The sequence below is a fragment of the Oryzibacillus soli genome (assembly GCF_051594765.1).
GTDB lineage: Bacteria > Bacillota > Bacilli > Paenibacillales > NBRC-103111 > Paenibacillus_AR.
The window spans coordinates 287,548-310,632 of sequence record NZ_JBPPGJ010000005.1 but is presented as its reverse complement, the minus strand read 5'-3'; the positions used below and the strand labels follow the sequence as shown (position 1 = coordinate 310,632).

Sequence of the window (23,085 nt, the reverse complement as noted above, 5' to 3'; positions counted from 1 at the left end):
TGCGGATTAGGCAGTTCCATAAGCGTCTCTCCATTAGCTGACAATTGCTGTCGTGCAACCGTTTTTTTACCATTGTATCATGAAGATCAGCGAATGTGTATGAAACAGCACCTCCCGCAAACGTGAACATATCCAATTTTTTGGATGAATCGGATCGATTTATGTCGATAATTACATGATTGATGCGAAAATGAGAAAAACACCCTGGCAGGTGTTTTCATCATTTGCTTATATAACACTTCGTCGGAGTCTATTTTCCCTTGCAGAACCTCCGGGACACGGCGCCGGTTCCGCATGCGCTCACACATTCGCCGCACAGGATACATTCCGTATGGCGCGGATCCCCCGACCGGACCATGCCGGTGACATCCAGGCTCATGGAGCATGCTTTGCTGCACTTGCCGCAGCTGACGCAGCTGTCCGGATCGGCCACAAGCCGCAGGGATCTCCAGCCGAACCGGTCCTTCAGCTTGGTGCCGGCAATGTTCAGGATGGACATCGGGCAGATATAATGACAGGTGGCGCGCTTGCCCAGGAACAAGGGAGCAAGAGCCAAGACGACGACGATGAAGTAGTAGAAGATCAGCTTCTGCGCATTGTCCGCCGAGATGATATTCTCGGTCAAATACAGCGGCTCCATACGCAGATGGCTTGCATGGACGGCTAGCGGGTACACGATGAAGATCACCCAGACCAAGCCCAAGCCATAACGGAACGTACGCAGCCAGCGAACCTCCTTCAGAGGCTTCTGGAGCACCTTGTCCATGGACATCTGGAGCCCGCCGTAAGGACAAACATACGAGCATGCCGCCCGGCCGAACAGCAGCGAGCTCAAGAAGAAGAGCCCCCATACGATGAAAGCACCCGCGATAATGCCGCGGAACAGTCCTTCAATGATTAGATACGGGGAGAAATAGTTGAGCGACACCGGCAGCAGCAGGAAGGATGTCCAGAGCAGCAGCTTGCGTCTTCTTTGGTTGACAGCCATACGTACGCCTCCGTTCGGTTCAAAAGATGGATTGGTCTTCCTTCATGCCAAGAACCCGGGACAGCACCTTGCCGATGACAGCCAGCTTCCGGCGCGCCTCCATAGGATCCGTCATCTCCCGGTAATGGATCGATGTATAGGAAGTGATCCCCCGAAGGAGAATCTGGGTCACATCCTCCGGACTGTCCGTAACGAAGACGCCTTCCCGGACTCCCTGCTCCGTCACGGCGGCCAGCACCGGCTCCACCTCCCGGTAGAACATCTGCGTGAGCTTCAGGTGCATCAAGGCGTGCTTGTCATCCTCCGGCTGGAGGGCCATGCCGGTATCTCCTCCGGTTGGGAAGAGCAGGGACAGTACGGCTCGCAGCTTCATCACCGCATCCAGCTTCAGTCCGGCCATCTCTCTTGCCTTCTTCCCCAGTTCGGCCAGCCTTCGCTCCAGGACGGCATGCAGCAGCTCCTCCTTGGATGCAAAATGATGATAGAAGGTCCCCTTCGCAATCCCGACCTCCTGCAGAATTCCGCTGACCGGCACATGCTCATAGCCATCCCGTACGAACAGCCGCTCGGCGGCGTCCATCAGCTCCGATCTCCGTTCCTCTGCCTGCTTCACAATGCGTGGCAACTCTTCCGCCTCCCGTTCCCCATAATCTGCTATATCTTTAGCTTACTCCACCGACCGACCGTCGGTCTAGTGAAAGGTGTGTGAACGAAAAAAGGCAGCCGCAGAACACGGCTGGCCTTGTCATTTTTCCAATATGGCTTGGTGCTCGTACAACGTCTCTTGAAGCCGTCTCAGCTGGGCCGCCTCCGGCGATTCCAGGTTGAACTTGTGCTGCAGGGCCAATCCGGCCGCAGCTCCGGCGGCGTCCCCCAGCATGATCAGGTTCGGGTATACCCGCATCGCCGACCAGGAATAGGAATCGATATTTGCCGCGTAGCCGGGCAGCAGCAGATTATCCACCTCCGGCGTGCGGATCGTCTCATAGGGGACGTACCAGGGCTCGTGCAGCGGATTGGTCAGATTCTCATGCTTCTTGTACGTGTTGGAGTCGAAGTTGTAATAGCCGATTCCGATCCGCCGGTCGTAGAGCCCCTCTCCCCCGTTCATGACGTCCTGCTTGGTCAAGGCGTGCTTCCTCGGGTCCTCCGGTCGGTTCCTGGCGTGGATGCTCTCCCGTAGGTACAGCATATCCCCGACTACCGGATCTCCGCGCTCGTCCAATACCGGCTCCACCTTCTCCAGCCCGGGAAGCTTGCGGAGCATCTCCCAATACAGCGGGTTCTTCAGCTCCTTCAGCGCCATCTCCCGCGCTTCTTCGGGATCAAGCCCCTTGGAATCCGGATAGAGGCCGTTGTTCATAGCCAGATCCCGGTAAGTCTTACGGGCATCCACCTCATAGATAATCTGCTGATTCATCCAGAACGGAATCTTAGTCGTATCCGAGCCCACATGGGAGTACCCGTCTTCCCCGGCGTTATACGCTTTCAACCGGAAGTACGGATTCTCCTGGTTATACCGTACCACCTCCGGGGTCGTATAGGCTTCACGCCCCGCCCAGAACTGGAACGAGCCCTTCTTGGAATACGCCACGCCGTAGGCCAGCTTGTCGGGCTCGATGGCTCTGTACGCGTCGACGCCCTTCACCTTGTACATGAGGGTGGCGACCATCTGCAGCTGATCCTGTCCGGTGTCCTCCCTGCCGGTATGGTAGTCCGCACCGGTTAGGCGGAGCAGCCGTCCGCTCTCGGAGGCGTCCACGAAGATATCCGCCTTCACCGGCGGCATATCCTTGCCCTTGAAGGCGTACCGGCCGTCCTTGTCCTTCTTGATCCGCTGGTAGGTGACCGAACGGATAGACCGGGTGTCCTTCTTGTCTGGCGCCTCGGCCGTCTCCACTGCCGTCAGATCGGTCTCGTACAGCACATCCACCTGTCCGCTGGCCTTCAGGAGACCTGCGAAATACTCGGCCATGCGGTCAGGCGGAAAGACGGCCCCCAGGTCCCGGTGAAACCGGAACATGGAGCCTCCCTGCGAGCCCTCATATCCTGCCGGAAGTCCGGGAGGGAGCTTGCTGGATTTATAGTAATTCACATCAAACAGGTTTTGCTTGCCGGCGGTCATGATGGAGCCCAGCTGGTTCTCGGGCACGATCATCAGAACATCCGTATCCTTGCCGCCTGCGGCGATGGCCATTAACGCAGTGGATACGGCTTGGGGTCCGCCCCCGTAAATCACGATTTCGTAGTTGGTGTTGCGCACTGATGATGTCATCATGATACTGAAGACGCATACAGCTGTCAAAATCAGCCCTTTGCGAAGCATACCGCAGGTAACCTCCACTGTTCAATCCCGGATTAGGCCATCTAGAGCAGACCCTTAGTCATCTGGTCCCATACCTAAACATAATGGGACTTGGATTTCCTGTCAAGAAGCGGATTCCATGGCGGTGTCATCCGGCTTAGTATAGCTTTTCTTCCCGGATGATATGCTCCAGCAAGGATTGGCAGCCGGCGTCCACCATCCCGTATACCTCATCGAAGTTTCCCGTGTAGTACGGATCGGGAACATCGGGCGTGCCGCTATTCGGCACAAAATCCATCAGCCTTACCACTTGGGTATCCGGGCCGGGAGAAGTGACTCGGGCCAGATTGGACACGTTGGAGGCGTCCATGGCAACCACATAGCGGTGGAGCTTCAGATCCTCCGCCTTCACCTGACGGGCCGCGATGCCTTCATAGGAGATGCCATTGGAACGCAGCACCTTCCGTGTGCCTTCGTGGGGCGGCTGTCCGGTATGCCAGTCTCCGGTGCCGGCGGAATCGGTCCGGATCCGGTCCTCCAGGCCCGCCATCTTCACCTTGTGCCGGAAGACCGCCTCCGCCATGGGAGAACGGCAAATGTTGCCCAAGCAGACGAATAATACTTGAATCATGGTTGTCTTGGCCTCCTTGTTGCTAACCTTCGTTCATCCTATAGTACCAAAACCGCCCGGTCCCCGTAAATGACGAAGCCCTCCGGCCGAGGACCGGAAGGCTCCGATGCGGTCACGAACGCGACCGCTTTATTTCACCGTTTTGTTGTAGGCGGCGATCTTGGAGGTAATCTCCTTGGCTGCACCGTCCAAGGCTTCCTTCGGTGCCTTCTTGCCGTTCAGCGCCTCTTCGATGGCGTTCTCGACCACCTGGCGGGCCTCCGGGAAGACTCCCATAACCGCGCCTTGGGTCGATTTGCTGGCCTTGGTCGAATGAAGCTGATCCACCGCCGTTTTGAACTGCGGGTACTTGACCATGTTGTCCTTTACGGATTGCTGGTCATACGCCTTGGTGGTGATCGGGAAATAACCGGTATTGATATGCCATTCCGCCTGCACCTCGGGGGTGGTCAAATACTTGATGAACTCCCAAGCCCCCTTCTGTTCCGCCTCCGGACGGTTGTTCAAAATGTAGTTGCTGGCTCCGCCGACGATAACGCCGCCTTCTGCAGCATCCTTCGGCTTGGGCAGATAGCCCGTGCCCACAGCGAACTTCCCTTCGGCGCCGCTGACAATGCCCCGGAGCGATGCGGTGGAATCCAGCATCATGGCGATCTGCCCGGCGGCGAATGCTTTTTTGGTATCGTCGGTCTTGCGCCCCAGGTTGATGGCCGTCTTCTTGTCAATCATATCCTTCCACCAGGTCAAGGCCTTCACACCGGCTTCCGCATTCACCAGCGATTCGGTGGCCGGGCTTGTACGGCCGTTGCCGTTATTGACGTATTCCGCCCCTTGATTGGCGAAGAGCTGTTCCATGAACCAGCCGTAGATGGCGAAGGAGGCGCCGGAGGTGCCGTTCTTCGTCAGCTTCTCCGCAGCGGCGGCCACGTCCTCGAAGGTGGCCGGGGCTTTTTCCGGATCCAGGCCAGCGGCCTTGAAGAGGTCCTTGTTGTAGTAGAGAATCGGGTTGGACGTATTGAACGGCATGGAATACAGCTTCCCGTCGATGGTGTAATAGTTCAGGATGTTGGACTCCCAGTACGACGTATCGAACTTCTCGGCATCGATGAAGCTCTGGATCGGAGCGACAGCCTTGGAATCAATCATGAAGCGGCTGCCGATCTCGTAGACCTGGATCATGGCGGGACCGGACTTGGAGTCCATGGAGGCCTTCATCTTGTTCAGACTTTCGTCGTAGGTTCCCTGGAAGACGGCCTCGACCTGGACGTTCTTGCTCTGGGCATTGAAATTGGCCACCAGCTTGTCCACTGCCTTGCCCAGTTCTCCGCTCATGGAGTGCCACCAGACCACCTTCACCGGCTCCTTGGGTGCCGCACTTTCCTTCACTTGGCCTGCCGCTGCGCTGGGAGACGCCGTGGCTGCGCCTGCGGTGTTCTCCTCCTTCTCCCCGCATGCCGCCGCAGTCAGGGTCAAGCCCGATGCCAGCGCCAAGGCCAGTCCTTTGGTCCATCTGCTCATGTCTCTCATCTCTCCCTTGATCTCTATGGTATTGCATATGGTCAACCGTTTGAACTTGAACGTCCGGCGAACCGGCCTGTTCTAACGGATGCCTTCCAATCAGGACTATCCCTTCAGCGCCCCCGCGGTGATTCCGCTGACCAGCTGCTTGAGCCCAACGGCCAGCAGGAGAACCGACGGCAGCAGCACCAGCGTGACGCAGGCCAGCACCAGATTCCAGGAGGTGAATTCCTCGAATTGCAGCATGCTGATGCCGATCTGTACGGTTCGCATCGTCTCCCGGTTGGTCATCAGGAGCGGCCATAGATACATGTTCCACGCTTGCAGGAAGGCATACACGCCCAGGGTGGCCAGAGCCGGACGCGACAGGGGCAGCACCATCCGGACGAAGCACCGGACCGGGCCGCAGCCGTCCATTTTCGCCGCCTCGAAGAGCTCGCCGGGCAGCTGCAGGAAGAACTGCCGCAGCAGGAACGTGCCGAAGGCCGAAGCCATAAAGGGGATGGTCAGCCCCTGATACGTATCCATCCAGCCCCACGCCTTGATGGTCAAGTAATTCGGGATGATGGTGACCTCCCAAGGGATCATCATCGTGGACAGGAACAGGGCGAACCACAGCCGTTTGCCGGCGAATCTCAGATGGGAGAAAGCATAAGCTGCCATGCTGGCGATGACCAGCTGTCCGGCTGTGATGACGGAGGCGATGAAGAAGCTGTTGGAGATGAACCTGACCACCGGCACCATCCGCAGCACCTCCGCGAAGTTGCCCCAGTAGAAGCCGCCCGGCAACAGAGGCGGCGGGAAGCTCGATGTCTCCGACGGGGTGTAGAAGGACGCTGTCACCGTAAACCAGACGGGATACACCACGAAGACCGCCATCGGAAGGAGCAGCAGCCAGCGCAGAAGCTGTCCGCCGTAAGAGGCTGCTGATCGGCTCATTGATAATGCACCTTCCTCTCGAAGAAGCGGTACTGGATCACGGTCAGGAGCAGCACGATGGCGAACAGCACCAACGCTCGAGCGCTTCCAGTGCCGAACCGATAGTTGATGAAGGCCTCCTGGTAGATGGAATAGACGACCACGTCGGTATGGTGCATGGGGCCGCCCTTCGTCAGGATGTGGACCTGGCCGAAGGATTGAACCGCTCCGATGACGGACACGATGCCGACGAAGAAGACCGTCGGAGACAGCAGCGGGAGCGAGATTCGGAGGAAGCTCCGGATGGGACCGGCCCCGTCGATTTTGGCGCTGTCGTAGAGCTCCTCGGGGATCCCTTTCAACCCGCTCAGCAAGACGATGTACGTAAAGCCGATATTCATCCATACGGTCATGATGGAGACGGACGCCAGCGCCCACTTGGGGTCCGTCAGCCAATGGACGGGCGGCAGGCCGATGCCCTCGAGGATGGCGTTCCACATGCCCGCCGTAGGATGGAACATCATCATCCACATGACGGAGGCTGTGCCAACGGACAGCGCCACCGGCATGGAGAACAGAAGCTGCATGAACCGCATGCCGCGGGTACGGCTGTGGGTCAACGCCGCCAGCAGGAGGCCCCACACGATGACCGTCGGAACCGTATAGAGTGTGAACAGGCCGGTAACCTTCAGGCTGTCATAGAACGCCCCGGAGCGCAGCAGCTCCATGTAATTATCGAACCCTGCGAAGGCGGCAATTCGCCCCCTCGGATCTGTCAGGTACAGGCTCAGGTACACGGACTTGGCCAACGGATAAAACAGGAAAATGCCGAACAATACCAGGGATGGCGCCAGAAACCCGTATCCCAGAAGCTGCTCCTTCCATGCTGTGCCGAAGAATCTTCTCCGGCTGTGCGCCATCGTTCTCAACCGGGGACGTACGGTCAAGAGCTCTCTCTCCAACTGACTCATCGGCCAGCCCTCCTTATCTCAACGAGCATCAGTATAGCGGGCCAGTGTTATGCCGTTGTCATCCCCGTTTGAAGGAATTGTTCGTTTTCCGCTTGTCCTTCATAGAATCTTCCGGTTATCCGACAGCATCCGCCATGATCCGGCGTCCTTTCTTGAAGCCGGGATGAAGGAGGAGGCAGCGTCCACATATGAGCTTTACATATCTGCGATCAACAAAAAAAAACGCCGTCCGGCTTATGGGCCGAACAGCGTCATTATGGATGGATATGGAGGCGCGCAAGCTCTTCCAAGCTGAGCACCGTGTGATCGACTATGCGGGAAAAATCCTCCGCCACTTCCTCTCCGAACCGGCGGCCGAACAGAATCCGGATCCGGTTCTCCGGCGGCTCCGGGCTGCCGTACTCGGAGATTAGCGTCTGCCGGATGGCGAACCGGCCTCCCCATACCCGGCGAATCGTCTCTTCGATACGGGCGCAGGCCGACTCCACTGTGCCGCCATCCGCGAGTCTCATCCGGAAGGTTACGTCCAGCGAGCAGCCGGGAGTCCGGTCTTCCAGCTCCAGAATCTCCGAGGCAAGGTCAGCCAGCTCCGTTGCAAGGGTGACTTCGGCGGCTATTGTGGCTGCAGGAGCAGGTTCTTCCGCCGGATGGCTGTTCCCCTGCCCCGTCACCCGCTCCGCCAGCTCGAAGACCAGCCGGTAGGTCCGGGACATGGTGGCCAGGTTCACCAGATCCTCCCGTTCTGTTATCCGGATGGAGCCGGCCAGATCCAGGTCGTACACCGCTCCCTCCAGCACCACCTTCAGGTTCTCGTACACCGTGGGATCGAACACCGTCCGTCCCTCCCTCCTGGGTTGAAGGTTACTTGTAGAGCTCCTCGCGCAGCCGCTTCACGTCGGCATTCTCCAGATAATCGTCGTAGGTGGTCATCATCCGGTCGATCATGCCGTTCGGCGTAATCTCGATGATCCGATTGGCGATGGTCTGGATGAATTGATGGTCATGGGATACGAACAGCATCGTGCCGTCGAAGTCGATCAAGCCGTTGTTCAAGGCGGTGATGGACTCCAGGTCCAAGTGGTTCGTCGGCTCGTCGAGGATCAGGACGTTGGCCGCCTGCAGCATCATGCGGGCAAGCATACAGCGTACCTTCTCGCCACCGGAGAGCACGTTGGCCTTCTTCGTGGCTTCTTCGCCGGAGAAGAGCATGCGGCCCAGGAAGCCGCGGATGAACCCTTCGTCCTGCTCCTTGGAATATTGGCGCAGCCAGTCGACCAGCGTCAGATCGCAGCCGTCGAAGTAGGCGGAGTTATCCTTCGGGAAGTACGCCTGGGAGGTGGTGACCCCCCAGCTGTAGGTGCCGGCATCGGCTTCCAGCTCGCCCATGACGATCTGGAACAGAGTGGTCTTGGCCAAGCCGTAGGGGCCGACGAAGGCGATCTTGTCGCCCTTGTTGATCGTGAAGCTGACGTTGTTCAAGACCAGCTCGTCGCCGACGGTCTTGGTCAGGCCTTCCACGGTCAGAAGCTGCTTGCCGGCTTCGCGCTCCGGCTTGAAGTGGCAGTACGGGTACTTCCGGTTGGACGGACGGAGGTCTTCCAGGGTCAGCTTCTCCAGCTGCTTCTTCCGGGAAGTGGCCTGCTTGGACTTGGAAGCGTTGGCGCTGAACCGGCGGATGAACTCCTCCAGCTCCTTGCGCTTCTCCTCCGTCTTCTTGTTCTTGTCCTGCATCAGCTTCAGGGCCAATTGGCTGGACTCGTACCAGAAGTCATAGTTGCCGACGTACATCTGGATTTTGCCGAAATCAATGTCAGCGATATGGGTACAAACCTGGTTCAGGAAGTGACGGTCATGGGATACCACGATGACGGTGCCGTCGAACTTCGCCAGGAAGTTCTCCAGCCAGTTGATGGACTCCAGGTTCAAGTGGTTCGTCGGCTCGTCAAGCAGCAGGATGTTCGGGTTGCCGAACAAGGCCTGGGCCAACAGAACGCGAACCTTCTCGTTGCCCTCCAGATCCTTCATCAGGAGATCGTGCTTATCCTTGGTAATTCCCAATCCTGTAAGAAGGTTGGCGGCGTCGGACTCCGCTTCCCAACCGTTCAGCTCGGCGAATTCGCCTTCCAGCTCGGCGGCGCGCATGCCGTCTTCGTCGGAGAAATCGGCCTTCATGTAGATGGCGTTCTTCTCCTCCATGATCTGGAACAGCTTCGCATGGCCCATAATAACGGTCTGCAGCACCGGGAATTCGTCGTATTCGTAGTGGTTCTGCTTCAATACGGCCATACGCTCGTTGGGGTTGATGCTGACCTCGCCGGTGGAAGGCTCCACTTCACCGGACAGAATCTTAAGGAACGTGGACTTGCCTGCTCCGTTGGCGCCGATCAGGCCGTAGCAGTTGCCGGGGGTGAACTTGATATTGACTTCATCGAACAGCGCGCGGCTTCCATACCGCAGCGATACGTTGCTAACATTTATCATTCGTTCGTTAACCGCCTTTTTTCCATTTAATTGATGCATAAATACATCCGAAAGTTAATTGTACCATAAAACCGGGTGGGATTGAATAAAAGCAGGCTGTTTTTCAAAAGTTACTTATCAGCATGGAATTGAAGGAGGATTCTTCCAATATGGACAGTGTGGTAATAGCCCGTTCGCTGTTTGGAATCTCAATGGCCTTCCATATCATCTTCGCTACCTTAGGCGTCGGTCTGCCCGTGATGATCGTTGCGGCCGAGGTGCTGTCTTATATCCGCAAGGACCGGGATCTTCGAAAGCTGGCGCAGCGCTGGACCCGGGGCTTCGCCGTCATTCTCGGCGTCGCCATTCCGTCAGGCACCATCGTGGGCGTTCTGATCTCGGTGCTGTGGCCCGGCTTCATGGAGATTGTCGGACAAGTGATCGCTCTGCCCTTCCAGGTAGAGATCTTTGCCTTCTTCCTGGAGGCCTTGTTCATGTCCATCTACGTATACGCGGCGGACCGTCTTCATCCTATGCTGCGAATCGTCAGCGTCGTCTTCGTGGCCATCGGCGCCGTCGGCTCCGGGGTGCTGATTACGGATGCCCACGCGTGGATGAACACGCCGGACGGCTTTCGGATCGTCAACGGCCAGGTGACGGATGTGAACCAATGGGACGCCGTCTGGAATCCCAGCTTCGTCGTGACCGCCACCCATGTTGTGCTGTCCGCGCTGATGACCGCGGCCTTCTTCCTAGTGTCCATCGGAGCGTACAAGCTGCTGACGGCCAATCGGCGGACGGAGCGGGAACTCTCCTATCACCGCAAGAGCTTGGTGATTAGCCTCACTCTGGGCGGTTTGATGTCGGTGATGACGGCGGTGAACGGCCATGCCACGGCCCAGATGCTCCATCACCATAATCCAGAGAAGCTGGCGGCGGCCGAAGGGCTGTTCGAGACCGGTCCACATGCCCCTTTGGCCATCTTCGGAAGCGTGGATGAGGCCGCGCAGCGTATCCATGGTGCCATTGAGCTGCCCTCCATGCTGAGCTTCCTCGCCACCAACCGGTTTGACGGCGTTGTGCGGGGGTTGAACGATTTTCCGCGTGACACTTGGCCGCCTCTCTACATCCATACCCTCTTCAATCTCATGGTGGCCATCGGCATGACTCTCATGGGCCTCACCTTCTTGTGCCTAATTTACCGTTATCTATGGAAAAAAGCGCTGCCCCGCTGGCTTCTCATGGCCTTGACCGTTACCGGCCCCCTCTCCATGGTCGGCATCGAAGCCGGATGGATCTTCAGCTGCACGGGACGCCAGCCCTGGACCATCTACCATATTCAGCGGACGGCCGATGCGGCCATTCGTTCCGGGAATCTGCTGTTTCTGTTTGTGTTGTTCGTGGCTCTGTACGTGTTTCTCTCGGTCGTCACTGTGCTGGTGCTGCGCTTCTACTTCCAGCGGCATCCGGTCACCTTCGAGGAGCCTGACGAACACGAACCATCCGGCGGCTTCATCCGCCTCCGGGAGGTCTAGGCGATGAACGAGGCGCAATGGGCCATAACAATCCTGTGGGTCTTCCTCTTCGTCTATTCCATCGTGGGCTCCGTCGACTTCGGCGCCGGCTTCTGGGCCATGGTGTACGGTGAACGGAAGGATACGACGGCCGGCGTGCTGGCTAATCGGTTTCTCTCCCCCACGTGGAAGGTGACGAATGTCTTTCTCGTGCTCCTCGTGGTGGCATTGGTGGGCTTCTTTCCCAAAGCCACTTGGGTGCTGGGAGCCATTCTTCTGGTGCCGGTGTCCCTGGTGCTGTTTCTCTTGACCGTCCGCAGCACCTTCATGATCTATGCCTACTCCGCGTCCAAATACGGCCGTCTGCTCACCATCGTATCCGGCATTACCGGACTTCTGATCCCGGGTCTTCTGGTGGTGGTGCTTCCCATCACTTTAGGTGGCTTCGTGGACCAGATCAACGGCTATCCCGTGCTGCATCTCGGAAGGCTGTTCTCCACCCCTACCACTTACGCCCATCTCTTCTTCGGCCTGGCGACGGAGCTGTTCCTGTCCGCTCTCCTGTTGGCGGATTATTCGGTGGAGGCGGAGGACCGGTCGGCCTATGCAGTCTATCGGCGGGCGGCCGTGACTCTGGGACCGACGGCCATCTGCGCGGCGGTTCTAACCACCTTCACCATGGCGCCGGAGGCCCAGTGGATCGTCCGGGGCATCCGGGAGCAGGCGGTATGGTTCGGTCTGTCACTGGCCGCATTCGCCGTCGGCTATTCCGCCCTGTGGTGGAAAGGCCAAGACGGCCGCCAGGGACGGCCCCGGGTCAGTGTCCTGTGCATAGTGGTCCAGTATGCCTTGGCCAGCTTCGCCTACGGTTCCGCCCACATGCCCTATATCGTGTACCCGGATTTCACGGTATACGAGGGCTTCACCAATCCGGCGATGTTCCGCTCGCTGGCGGCAGGTTATGCGGTTGGCATTGCCTTCTTGGTGCCGCTCTTCGTCTGGTTCTGGCGGCTCTTCATGAAGGACAAGCGGTACCTGAAGCAGACATGAGAGGACCTCGAGTGAGCCCTCTCGAAGAAAAGGGACCCGCCTGCGCGGGTCCCTCCATGTTAACCCTATTCATACGGACGAAGCACCGAACTTACCGCTTGTCCTTCTCCAACGCCTCCACAAGCTCCGACAGCTCCGCCCACCGGGTCATGGCGACATCGAGCTCCTCCTCCTTGGCTTGCTGAAGCGCATAGAGCTCCTGTACCTTCGCGGAATCGGAAGCATGCTCGACCAAGCCTTGCACGATCCGCTCAAGGTCGGCCTCCAGTCCGGCGATCCGGCCTTCGATCTCATCCCATTCCTTCTGCTCCTTGTAGGAGAGCTTGCGGGGACGGTTGGCGTTGCGGTCCTCGCTCTTGCTGTCCGGCACTGACTGAGCGTTCCCCATGGCTGCGGCTGGCCCGCGGCCTGCTGCAGCCGCTGTTCTCTGCTGCGGCACGGCCGAATCCTCCTCCGCCTTGCGGGAGGACTCCTCCAGGTAATCGGAATAGCTGCCCAGATATTGTCTCACCTGACCGCCGCCCTCGAAAGCGAAGAGCTTTTCCGCCACCCGGTCCAGGAAATACCGGTCATGGGAGACCGTGATGACGGTGCCCGGGAAGTGCTCCAGGTAGTCCTCCAGGATGGTCAAGGTCTGGATGTCCAGATCATTGGTGGGTTCGTCCAAAAGCAGGACGTTGGGCTCCCCCATCAACGTCCGGAGCAGGTACAGCCGGCGCTTCTCCCCACCGGACAGCTTGGCGATATAAGTCCACTGCTGCTCCTGCGGGAACATGAAGCGCTCCAGCATCTGCGAGGCGGTTACGGTCACGCCGTCCTCCAGCTTGATGGTTTCAGCCGCCTCCCGGATATACTCCAGAACTCTCTTATTCGGGTCCAGATCCTCGTTTTCCTGCGTGTAATAAGCCAGCTTCACCGTGGTTCCGGTGTCGATAGTTCCACTGTCGGGCTGAAGACGTCCGGACAGCATGCGGAGCAAGGTGGTCTTCCCGCTTCCGTTCGGGCCTATGATGCCGATGCGGTCCCGCGGCAGCACCAGATAGCTGAAGTCGCGGATCAAGATCCTGTCCCCATAGCTCTTCGTGACGCCCTCCAGCTCCAGCACCTTCTTGCCGAGCCGGCTGGCCGTTACATTCATCTCGAAGGTATCGAGGGGCTGGTCCGGCTTCTGGGCCTGCAGCTCTTCGGCCCGCTGTATCCGGGCTTTTTGCTTCGTGGTACGGGCTTTGGCCCCCCGCCTCAGCCATTCCAGCTCGCGTCGCAGCAGATTTCTACGCTTATCCTCGGAGGCGGCCTGCATCTCCTCGCGCTCCGCTTTTTTCTCCAGGTAGACGGCATAGTTGCCTTCGTACGGGTAGATTTTGCCGCGGTACAGCTCGAAGATCCGGTTCGTGACCCGGTCCAGGAAATACCGGTCGTGGGTCACCAGCAGAATCGCTCCCTTGTACTTGGCCAGCTGCCCCTCCAGCCACTCCGCTGTTTCGTTGTCGATATGGTTGGTGGGCTCGTCCAGGATCAAGAGGTCCGCCGGATGGATCAAAGCCGCCGCCAGCGCCACTCGTTTCTTCTGACCCCCGGACAGCTCCCGGATCGGCTTGTCGAAGTCCCGTATGCCAAGGCGGGACAGAATGGTCTTCGCCTGCGTGTCCGCCTCCCAGGCCTGGACGGCGTCCATCCGCTGCTGGGCTGCGAACAGCCGGGACTGCTTCTTCTCATTCGCAGGATCCGCTTCCAGCTCCGCAAGAGCGGCTCCGTAGTCCCGGATCGCCGCGAGTACCGGATGCTCCCCGGCGAAGATGTATTCGAGTACCTTGATCTCCTCGGTGAAGTCCGGGGATTGGTCCAGATACGCAATTCGAAAATCATTGGACCGTGTAATGGTGCCCGAATCCGGCGTGTCTAGTCCGGCCAACACCCGGAGCAGCGTGGATTTGCCCGTTCCATTGACTCCAATGAGTCCGATCCGCTGCTTCTCGGCCACCGTAAAGGAAATATCGTCGAACAGCACCTTGGCGCCGTAGGTTTTGGTCAGATGCTCTACCGATAATACATTCATGTTCGCTTAAGCTCCTTCTTCGTTCAAGCTTCCGTCACGTAGGCCGCCAGCAGAGCAATCGTGTTCCAGAGCGCTTCCCGGTGGGTGCGTTCCATGGAATGGGACGCATGGACCCCAGGGCCGATCAGGGCCGCCCGGATGTTGTTGCCTCCCCGTAGAGCGGCTGACGCATCTGAGCCGTAGTTCGGATAGATGTCCACGGCGTGGCTCAATCCGTCCCGCTCCGCCAGCCGGATCAGCTTGCCGGTCATCTCATAGTCATAAGGGCCAGAGGAATCCTTCGCGCAGATGGAGACATCCGACTCGGTGCAGCTGAGATCGTCCCCCATGGCGCCCATGTCGACGGCGATCAGCTCGTTGATGTCTGCCGGCAGATAAGCGGCTCCATGCCCGACCTCCTCGTAGGAGGTCACGATCAGCTTCAAGGTCCGTTCCGGCTGAATGCCATTATGGGTCAAGAGCTCCAACAGACCGAACAGGCAGGCTACGCCGGCTTTATCGTCCAGATGCCTGGACTTGATGTGTCCGCTGTCCGTCAGAACCGTTCTCGGATCGAAGGAGATGATATCGCCGTTGCGGATGCCCATAGCTTCCGTATCGCCCTTGGCCTTGACCGGCGCGTCCAGACGGACCTCCAGGTTGGCTTCCTCCCGCTTCTGATCCCGGACGTCCGAGTAGACGTGAACCGATGGATGGGTGGTCAGGATAGTCCCCGTTACCGTACCTCCATCTCGCTTATGGACCGTACAGTATTCGCCTTCGATAGAGCTCATCGCATAACCGCCCAGAGGGGTCATCCGAAGCGTGCCGTTGGGCTTAATGGAGCGAACCATAGCACCCAGCGTATCCACATGGGCGGACAAGCCAATAGACGGAGCATCGGTTCGGCCCTGAAGGGTGATGATGCAGGCCATCTTCGGCGTCCGCTCCGTCTTGCATCCGAGCGCGGAGGCGCGTGCTTCCACTTTGTTCAATATATCGGCGCAGTACCCCGTCGGACTGGGGGTGGCCAAGAGCTCCTGCAACAGCTCCAACACGTACGCTTGATTAATCCGGTTCTTATAAGTTTGTTCCATAGCGGCAGCTCCGCCTTTCATCTTTCATCTTCGGCATATTTGGTGAAAAGACCAACCTTATTGTACAATAGTTCATGTTGAATTCCTACTTGCCGATGTACGAATCTATGGAAGGAGGCGTCCGCCATGACCCAAGAACTGGCTCCCAAAACCTGCTCTATCGACAGAATGATCACCGTGGAAGAGGATGTGCAGCGCGTCCTGAACGGCACCAAAACCTCCACCCGGCGCAACGGCCGCTATGCCGATCCGGGCGAAATCCTCGAGCTGCAGGGCCGACGATTCGAAGTGACCCGCGTATACCAGCAGACTTTAGGTGAGCTGACGGAGGAGCATGCCCGCTCCGAAGGGTTCCCGTCATTGGAAGCGTACAAGAGCTATATTCTAGGCATGCATAAGGGAATGCCCTGGATTCCGTCCGCCAAGGTCTGGGTCCACGAGTTCCGCCCTCTCGATTAGCCGGATTATGAACAAAACCGTGCAGTCCGCATATGCGGTGCACGGTTTTCTTTGTACATGAGGGTCATCTTGGAAGTAAGATTGTCCCATCGCCGGTTTGGCAAGCTCCCTATATGGAACGGCGTCCTGACCGATTGCGGGTCCTGTGCTGCAGGAACCGGGCACGCGGGGCCGGATTGGATTCTTGTCAGTCGTACCGGAAGCTTCACGTGAAACAGCCGGCTATAGGTTTTTGGTGTTAGGTGTTGCAATTAGCTGATCGCTTGTACCGGCGCAGCAGCCTGCTTCTTCTTCTTCAAGGCAGCGATTCCTTGTGCCGTGATTTTGGCCATATAATGCGTGCCTTCGGATTGGAAACGGATCAGCCGGTTCTCGGCCAAGTATTCCAAGGCAAAAAATTTCTCCGGGTTCATTTCCTCCCAGGTCTTCGGGATCATAGCCTTCCGGCCTTTTTCCATCAGATGAAAGGAATACAGCTCTTGAAGCACATCCTCGCGAATTTTCGTTCTTTTCGCAGAAGCCATGGTCGCTCACACTCCTTCAAGGTTCCGTGACGCTTTCTCTAATTTATAAACTTTATCGTTTACTAAGTATTATAAACACAATATAACAAATTGCCAAGCCCTACGTCAACTGTTTGTAGAATCGTTACAAAAAGAAAAAACGTACAAACAAAAGTTTGTACGCTTCCATCGTCCGATCTTAGACCTCGAAGTCAACCGCAAAGGCTGACTCCCTTACACCGGCAATGTACTTGCCGACTTCCACATGGACCGGATTCACTTGGTAGGCGTTCATAGCCTCCAAGGATTCGAAGGTGGTGATAAGGGCTACATCATAGGAACGTTCGGAACGGACTACGTCGATGCCCACCTCGATATCCAAGATCTCGGGGATCTTCCCCTTCATGCCCAAGAGTACATTCTTGGTTTCTTGCAGAACCTCCGGGGTCGGGTTCTTAAGCTTGAAGAAAACGACATGGCGCAGCATGGGGATACCTCCACATAGGTTTTGATGTCCATAGCTCATTATAGCGCATATAGTTTCCGACTTCATCCTGCGGTACCGTAGAGTTTACCTTCTTGCCGTATCGTCCATTAGCCGGAAAATGAATTCCGACTCAGCGGCCTTAACCCGGTCTCCATCCTGGAGCGGATATTCCCGATGGGATACGAGGAGCTCGCCGTTTAGCCTGGTTCCATTCTTGGAGCCCAGATCCGTTACCGTCCAATCGGTTACCTTCCGTCTGAAGACGCCATGCTTCCGGGAGATACCGGTGTCTTCCGCCAGCCAATCCGCTTCCTCCGGGCATCGGCCGAACAGGTACGTGTCTTGGCGAAGCTCTATCGTAGCAGAGATGCCGTTAAAATGATACTCCAACGAAGCCAAGGGCTGAAGCAGCACGGTGTCGGCTGGGAGTTGAGCCGTCTCCTGCGGCTCAAGCAAAAACACCGTCTTGGCGGGTGTGTCCGCATAGAGTTTCCCGTCGGACCATTCGAAGGTGCGTCCGTTAGCCGGCGCTTGACGGTGATCCTCTAAAGGGGCATCGGACAGCCGGGAACCGGCTTTGTTGGATGCTCCCTCCGCTCCCTTCTCTTCCGCCCATTCCACGGCCTCCCATGAATCAAGCTCCTGCAGGTCTTCCATGGAACCCGCCGCGCTCCTGCGTCCCCATAACACGTAGCCTGCTGCACTGATCGCGGTCACTCCGGCTCCGACTCCTGCCGTCAGATAGGTAGGCTTCCATGCCACCATGCCCCACACCGCAGCCAGTAGAAGGAGCAGGATCCGGAAGCCCGTTCCATTCGTCCACCCCCTCGGCTGAAAGCGCAGGGTATCTCCATCCGAGCTCCAATCCTTTTCGGGTCCCTCTTTGGAACCGAAGGCTGCAGCTCTCTTGGCGGTCTGGTCTCTATCGAACGGCCATGATCCAGCCGCTTGTTCTCCGGCTGCAGTATGGGAATATCTGGTATATTCAGCAGCATGCTCATCTGTTCGACAGATACTTGGGCGGCCATATACAGATCCGTCTGTTAACCGACGATACCCGGGAGGCCGGATGAGATCTCCATCCGTAATATCGGACGTTTGCCTGCCGATGGACTCCGCAATGCAGCCTACTAGGAGACGTCCGAACTCCGGCAGCTCGAACAAAGAGCTTTTCAGACAATCCAGAAGCACCGGACACTCCTCCGGGGCTGCTTGCGCCTCCTCCATCAGCTGAAGCGTCAATTGATAGATTTCTTGACGAAGCGACCGCTTATAAGGAACGCTCTGAAGAGGCAGATACATGAGGTGCACCTCTTCCGTATCCCGCCCTACGAGAATCCATGCCGGATGCAGCGCATATTTGTTTTCATCCAGCATATTCGCCCGGCTGTCCTCCAATATCCGGACAATGGATAAGAGCAGCTCCAGAACGGTTCGAAGCCCATGGTTTCCGTTTCGGATGAATTGGTGGGCTGGCGTACCCAAGGGTAGCTTGTACCATAAGGCAACCTCCATATTGACGGTTTCCACCTCCAATGCTAGGAGCCGCGATAAGCCTGATTTCTCCATCATCCGTACATCCAAGCGTGACAGCATCTCACCAGTCAACGGACCCGCTTCGTCTCCCCGAACCACCCAATACCTTCCTTGCCGGGACTCTTCTATACAGCTCAAGCCGTAGCTGCGATTCATCTTTTCATCCCTCCTTCATCCCATAGCTTCCAGCAGGGAAGCGAAGAATCCGGGAACCACCGCCAGCATGAAGGGGAACCGGAGCAGATCCTTCCGGCTTCTAAGACTTCGTACCGCATCGGTTTGCTTCAGGCATATCAGCCGGAACAAGCGGAAGAAGAGATCCTTTCCTCTATCTCTTAACAATCCCTTAGCCGCCAAAATCACGATGCCGATCAAGCCGGCGAACAGCACGGAATACATGGCGATCGAGAAGACCGCTCCCGCTCCACCGACCGCTCCGATGGCGCCGAACAGCTTCACGTCCCCTGCCCCCAATGCCCCGGTCAGGTGCAGGACGAGCATAAGCCCGAACCCCGCGGCGAAGCCCGCCGCCGATGAACCGATTCCTGACGCTCCATTCATTCCGCCCACAGCCAAACCGATCCCCGTTCCCGCCAAGGTCAGCAGGTTGGGAATGCGGTAATCTTTTAGGTCTGTATATGCAGCCAAGCCGATTAATACCGTCATGATCCACCAATGTCTATCCATCTGCACCCACCCAAGCACGCTCGTATGTTTTTTTCTTCATCAGGAAGGTCCGGTTCAGTAAAGGAACCGGAAGCCTCCACTCATAGCTTGCAATCAGTTCTACATATGGGTCTCCTCCTGGTACCAGAGAAGGCAGCCGTACCTCCTCTACATGAAGGTTCTCCTTCTTTAGGAACATCCCATTAGCGTAATGCTTCAGGATCGGATCGAACGCGGCACACAACAACGGATCCGTAATCCTATGAATCGCCCGGTCTGCCGTTTCAAGAGCTGCGTCCTCCCATGAGGCTCTGGCATGAGTTTCCCATTCCAGTATCCGGCCGACCGGCTCCGGGAGCAGGGCCTCATACTGCTGAAGCCAATCCTCCGATTCCGTCCAACGGCTACGAACCTCTTCCAATCGGCTCCAGGCGCTCTGAGTCCATGCTCCCGCCCGGGTTCCTCCGATTTTTTCTTTTGCCTCGCCGTAGACTATCCGCATCGGCATCCAATAGGAGGCGACGCTTTTCCCGGTTTCATCCAAAGCGGAGCGGAGGGCGATCTCGGCGGAGGCCCATTGGATCAAGCCGACCATGAATAGGACCAAACCCATCACGCCAGGCAAAATAATGGCGGCTTCCACCGTCATGGATCCGTGCGACCCGCGCATGAAACGGATACGAGGCTTCTTCTTAATCATAGGAATACACCGCCGTCTTCCGGATCGTGCACCTGTTTCCGCTAGCCTCGCAGCCCAACCCGGTTGCACCATTCAACTTGGCTAGGATTCCGGGGACGAACCACAGCTTGACGCTGGTGGTCATGCTTCCCTGCACGTAAGTAGTCGTCTGTACCAAGTCCGTTCCGGTATTCAGCTCTACGAGGGCCTGTGTCCGCGCCATTACCGAGTTGTGGTTGGGATGCAGCAGGAAAAAGAGCCTGAGACAATCCTTGTACGTAACCTCGAAAGCCTTGAAATTGGAGAACAGGCTGACACTTCCGCCTTCCGCCAACCGTTTGACATCCTCCGCGGCGCGAACCGCTCCCTTGGCTGCAGCGGCGAGAACGGATAAGAGAGGTGTTCCGACTTCCATCGCCTGTGTGCCCGGCTCCATCCATGCCTCAACCGTACGGATCGCAAAGAGAAACAGGAACAGCTCACCGTAAGCTGCACCGATATTTCCGGCGCAGGATCCGAACCCGTAAAGGGCATATTCTGCCTCTTGCTGACGAAGCGGATGACCGGCGGGACGCGACTTGGGTTCGGCGCCACCTACCGCTTCCGTGCGGGTTCTATAATTGAACTTGTCCAATACGTACTCGTTGAGCAGCAGTTCATCTTTTAGACCGTTCGCCGATTCCTTCAGACGGTCCATAAGCCCCATCCCTCTGCCAATGGCACTGTCCGTTTCCCCCGGCATGGAGAACTCCGTACCTGTCGGCTGCGGCAAATTGTGGTACGCCCTGTATTTCTTCTCCAGTCCCTCCTTCCCGACAAGCCGGGTATAGAGCTCTTGGCCAGCATCGGCACCCATTGCACATCCTCCCATGGATTGCTTCACATTCCCCATTACGGAGGCCACTTTGCCCTTGTACTCGTCCGATTTCTTCTTCAGCTCGGAATTGCGTCCGCTCCGTTCGTTCTCCTGCTGCCGTCTCGTGGAATCATAGCTTCGAAGCTGATTATTCAGAGTTTCCACGTCCCTGAGAAGTCCTTCCCATCTTGCGGTATTCCACCATTCCACGTCGTTCCAGCGGCTTTCCAACCCCTGGAACGCTGCTGCAATCGTTGCCGCCCCGGTACGATAGGCATCGTAGAAGCTATCGGGATATCCGGAGGCATACGGATTCCCCTCTTTGCGTACCGATTGACCCATACCTGTGCGGGTGGAGAGGCTATCCCATTCCTTGCGCCATTCCTGCTCTGCCGCCATGGCTTCCTTAAGTGATTCCTCGACTTTACTTCGCCGTACCGAAATGACCTCTGATTTGATCCGAATCGCCGCCTTGGCGGATGCGAATAATGCCGTATACTCGGCAATATCCTCCAATAAACGAACCAGCTTATCCTTCCGTTCATTCAGCTGCCGTAGTTCACTCTGCACGGAAGAAAGCGAAGCGGACAAATGGCTCAAGTTCTCTTGCAGCCCTTGTAATTGAGCGATGCCGACTCCGGGCACCATACTGAGCGCCGCCATGGACATCTGAACGGAGTTCATGGCGCTCTCCAAGGACTCCGATTGCCGAACCAAGTCCCGAATGCCTTCCTCCGTCACAGCCAGTTCTTGACGGATCTCATCCGCCGTACGCATCCCGATTCGTCCTGCCAGCTCCTGAAGACGGTTCAAGGCGGCTTGAGCCGCCGCGGTACCGGATTGACCCGATTGAATCAAATCCTGAGCAGCACTCCACGCCTCGTCCAACGCCTCTTCCCTTTTCCAATATAACGCCTCCAGCTTTGCAGCTCCTTCGTAATAATCGGCGCCTTTTCCATACGACTCTGCTGCACCGGTCTTGCTGAACTTGTCCGCCAGCTCCGTTAAAAACTCCACCGGTGCCTTCACTTTCATCTCCTGAGCGATCTGTCGTTCGAATACCGCCGGATTCGCCAAGGTGTATACCGGATGGAGCGACGCCAGCTCCTTCGCAAGCTTAGGGTCCGTATAGTGCAAGCCCTTCCCCTCTAGGGGAGTCAGAACGCGCTCCGCGACTTCGAGGAAAAGCTTGCGGCTGGATTCCTCCTCCCATCGAAGCCCGAACAGCCCGTAGTCTGCCAGCTTCAGATCATAACGGGACATGACGGATCGCAGTCCGTCTTTCATCGCGATTTCACTTTCCCTTGCTGCCGCACGAATCCGGATCAAATCTACGAATAGGGCCTGAACCAGAAAGATCGGCACCAGCACCACGATCAAATAGACGGAGACCGACCCCCGCGTACCGCATATAAACCTTCTCATACGTTTCCACCCCATCGTCACTGGTGAAGAACCACCATGATCCCGTTATCCTCCAGGCTCTTCCGCAGCTTCGGTGTAATGTCGCACTTGCCTGTCCGCGCAACAGGAAAGAAATGCCACACCACGCCTTTGACCGCTCCAGTCCGGATCAATTCCGCGTCCTTTTGGATCTGGAGCTGGGCATCGGTTTTGTTCACGGTGTATTTGGCCTCATGCATGATGCCGTCCCGATCCAGAGCATCAATATGCCGCTCCCCGTAGGGCGTGGTTACTTTCATGGCGGAACCGTGGACCAATTGCTGGATGTAGGCTTTCGCCTCCCGCTCCGACCGGATGGCCGGTCTGCTCAAATTTCCAGGAATTATGCCCTTCAACTTCTCCGTCATCGATTCAGGAGTGGCAAACCGGCTCTTTAGCTTGGCGGAATAGGTACCGATGAGCTCCATCGTTCTAAGCATATCCACGGGATCGCTTATATAGGAAGAGGCAGCCGCAGTCCGCTTGGCAGCTGGAAAAAGGATGCTTCGGGGCCCGGGATCGGAAGCATACCGCTTCCATTCTGCCCGGACCTCGCCTTCCACCAAACGGTTGATATGCACCGCCATTCCTGAGAAACGAACTTCTCCCGACGAGGAGCGGAGCAATTTGGCAGATGAGCTCCCGGCTCCGGTGACTGTTCCGTCCGGAAGACGGAGCTCCGCCTGGCGGAAGCCCCGAAACGCGGAGCTAAACAGTCCGGCTGCCTCTGAGAACATACTGGAGTAAATGTCATCCATCTCCTCATAAGAAAAGGCTCCTGTCACCGGGTCTTTGTGGGAATCCTTCCATACGAAAGCCGCCCTCTCTGTCCATTCCATCGTCCGCTGAATGAGCTCCGCCCGGCTGAAGGCCATATATCCGGCCCCTACCAGCAGCAGGGTAACGATCATGACCAACGGCATTAAGATGGCCGCTTCAATGAGAATACGGCCCCTTTCATCCTTCATG

21 protein-coding genes are annotated in these 23,085 nt (G+C 57.3%); 3 read left to right on the top strand and 18 right to left on the bottom strand.

The features are described from left to right. Positions 1 to 250: 250 nt before the first annotated feature. The 9 genes from ACSEXW_RS09125 to ACSEXW_RS09085 all read right to left on the bottom strand — a co-directional run bounded on the left by ACSEXW_RS09125 (position 251) and on the right by ACSEXW_RS09085 (position 9,812). A complete protein-coding gene (locus ACSEXW_RS09125) occupies positions 251 to 988 on the bottom strand; it encodes a 4Fe-4S binding protein (RefSeq protein ID WP_438445817.1) in 738 nt (245 codons plus the stop codon). 19 nt (positions 989 to 1,007) lie between these two features. Then, entirely contained in the window at positions 1,008 to 1,613 is a 606-nt protein-coding gene (locus ACSEXW_RS09120) for a TetR/AcrR family transcriptional regulator (RefSeq protein WP_438445816.1), read from the bottom strand. A gap of 120 nt (positions 1,614 to 1,733) precedes the next feature. Continuing rightward, positions 1,734 to 3,314 carry an FAD-dependent oxidoreductase gene (locus ACSEXW_RS09115; protein ID WP_438445815.1) on the bottom strand — a complete coding sequence of 527 codons (1,581 nt, stop codon included), beginning with the start codon at positions 3,312 to 3,314 and terminating at the stop codon, positions 1,734 to 1,736. Between the two features lie 136 nt (positions 3,315 to 3,450). Next, positions 3,451 to 3,924 carry a low molecular weight protein-tyrosine-phosphatase gene (locus tag ACSEXW_RS09110; protein ID WP_438445814.1) on the bottom strand — a complete coding sequence of 158 codons (474 nt, stop codon included), beginning with the start codon at positions 3,922 to 3,924 and terminating at the stop codon, positions 3,451 to 3,453. Positions 3,925 to 4,053: 129 nt separating this feature from the next. Next, positions 4,054 to 5,442 carry an ABC transporter substrate-binding protein gene (locus tag ACSEXW_RS09105; RefSeq protein ID WP_438445813.1) on the bottom strand — a complete coding sequence of 463 codons (1,389 nt, stop codon included), beginning with the start codon at positions 5,440 to 5,442 and terminating at the stop codon, positions 4,054 to 4,056. A gap of 105 nt (positions 5,443 to 5,547) precedes the next feature. After that, entirely contained in the window at positions 5,548 to 6,381 is an 834-nt protein-coding gene (locus ACSEXW_RS09100; protein ID WP_438445812.1) for a carbohydrate ABC transporter permease, read from the bottom strand. Further along, positions 6,378 to 7,331, bottom strand: coding sequence for a carbohydrate ABC transporter permease (locus tag ACSEXW_RS09095; RefSeq protein ID WP_438445811.1), 954 nt, complete (start codon positions 7,329 to 7,331; stop codon positions 6,378 to 6,380). The genes ACSEXW_RS09100 and ACSEXW_RS09095 overlap by 4 nt, the downstream gene beginning before the upstream one ends. Before the next feature lie 254 nt (positions 7,332 to 7,585). After that, positions 7,586 to 8,164, bottom strand: a complete 579-nt coding sequence (locus ACSEXW_RS09090; RefSeq protein WP_438445810.1) for a hypothetical protein — start codon at positions 8,162 to 8,164, stop codon at positions 7,586 to 7,588. A gap of 28 nt (positions 8,165 to 8,192) precedes the next feature. Then, a complete protein-coding gene (locus ACSEXW_RS09085) occupies positions 8,193 to 9,812 on the bottom strand; it encodes an ABC-F family ATP-binding cassette domain-containing protein (RefSeq protein ID WP_438445809.1) in 1,620 nt (539 codons plus the stop codon). 149 nt (positions 9,813 to 9,961) lie between these two features. On the opposite strand from ACSEXW_RS09085, the gene ACSEXW_RS09080 reads away from it, so the two are divergent. Then, entirely contained in the window at positions 9,962 to 11,326 is a 1,365-nt protein-coding gene (locus ACSEXW_RS09080; protein ID WP_438445808.1) for a cytochrome ubiquinol oxidase subunit I, read from the top strand. Positions 11,327 to 11,329: 3 nt separating this feature from the next. Next, positions 11,330 to 12,355, top strand: coding sequence for a cytochrome d ubiquinol oxidase subunit II (locus ACSEXW_RS09075; protein WP_438445807.1), 1,026 nt, complete (start codon positions 11,330 to 11,332; stop codon positions 12,353 to 12,355). Between the two features lie 91 nt (positions 12,356 to 12,446). On the opposite strand, the gene ACSEXW_RS09070 is transcribed toward ACSEXW_RS09075, so the two are convergent. Next, positions 12,447 to 14,411 (bottom strand): ABC-F family ATP-binding cassette domain-containing protein, encoded by a 1,965-nt coding sequence (locus ACSEXW_RS09070; protein WP_438445806.1) that lies wholly within the window; start codon positions 14,409 to 14,411, stop codon positions 12,447 to 12,449. A 23-nt stretch (positions 14,412 to 14,434) separates the two neighbouring features. Next, positions 14,435 to 15,487: a M42 family metallopeptidase gene (locus ACSEXW_RS09065; protein WP_438445805.1), complete on the bottom strand. Its 1,053-nt coding sequence runs from the start codon at positions 15,485 to 15,487 to the stop codon at positions 14,435 to 14,437. Between the two features lie 126 nt (positions 15,488 to 15,613). Here ACSEXW_RS09065 and ACSEXW_RS09060 point away from each other — a divergent pair, with 126 nt between their 5' ends. Beyond that, positions 15,614 to 15,946, top strand: coding sequence for an ASCH domain-containing protein (locus ACSEXW_RS09060; RefSeq protein WP_438445804.1), 333 nt, complete (start codon positions 15,614 to 15,616; stop codon positions 15,944 to 15,946). 251 nt (positions 15,947 to 16,197) lie between these two features. Here the strand turns inward: ACSEXW_RS09060 and ACSEXW_RS09055 are convergent, their stop codons facing one another. The 7 genes from ACSEXW_RS09055 to ACSEXW_RS09025 all read right to left on the bottom strand — a co-directional run bounded on the left by ACSEXW_RS09055 (position 16,198) and on the right by ACSEXW_RS09025 (position 23,084). Continuing rightward, complete coding sequence (locus ACSEXW_RS09055) at positions 16,198 to 16,470, bottom strand: hypothetical protein (RefSeq protein ID WP_438445803.1); 273 nt, start codon at positions 16,468 to 16,470, stop codon at positions 16,198 to 16,200. Positions 16,471 to 16,648: 178 nt separating this feature from the next. Beyond that, complete coding sequence (locus ACSEXW_RS09050; protein WP_438445802.1) at positions 16,649 to 16,936, bottom strand: Dabb family protein; 288 nt, start codon at positions 16,934 to 16,936, stop codon at positions 16,649 to 16,651. A gap of 84 nt (positions 16,937 to 17,020) precedes the next feature. Further along, positions 17,021 to 18,628, bottom strand: a complete 1,608-nt coding sequence (locus tag ACSEXW_RS09045) for a DUF6382 and FHA domain-containing protein (RefSeq protein WP_438445801.1) — start codon at positions 18,626 to 18,628, stop codon at positions 17,021 to 17,023. Between the two features lie 15 nt (positions 18,629 to 18,643). Next, a complete protein-coding gene (locus ACSEXW_RS09040) occupies positions 18,644 to 19,159 on the bottom strand; it encodes an A24 family peptidase (protein ID WP_438445800.1) in 516 nt (171 codons plus the stop codon). Next, complete coding sequence (locus ACSEXW_RS09035) at positions 19,152 to 19,838, bottom strand: TadE/TadG family type IV pilus assembly protein (protein WP_438445799.1); 687 nt, start codon at positions 19,836 to 19,838, stop codon at positions 19,152 to 19,154. The genes ACSEXW_RS09040 and ACSEXW_RS09035 overlap by 8 nt, the downstream gene beginning before the upstream one ends. Continuing rightward, entirely contained in the window at positions 19,831 to 22,098 is a 2,268-nt protein-coding gene (locus tag ACSEXW_RS09030) for a hypothetical protein (protein ID WP_438445798.1), read from the bottom strand. The genes ACSEXW_RS09035 and ACSEXW_RS09030 overlap by 8 nt, the downstream gene beginning before the upstream one ends. A gap of 17 nt (positions 22,099 to 22,115) precedes the next feature. Continuing rightward, entirely contained in the window at positions 22,116 to 23,084 is a 969-nt protein-coding gene (locus ACSEXW_RS09025; protein WP_438445797.1) for a hypothetical protein, read from the bottom strand. Position 23,085 lies beyond the last annotated feature (1 nt).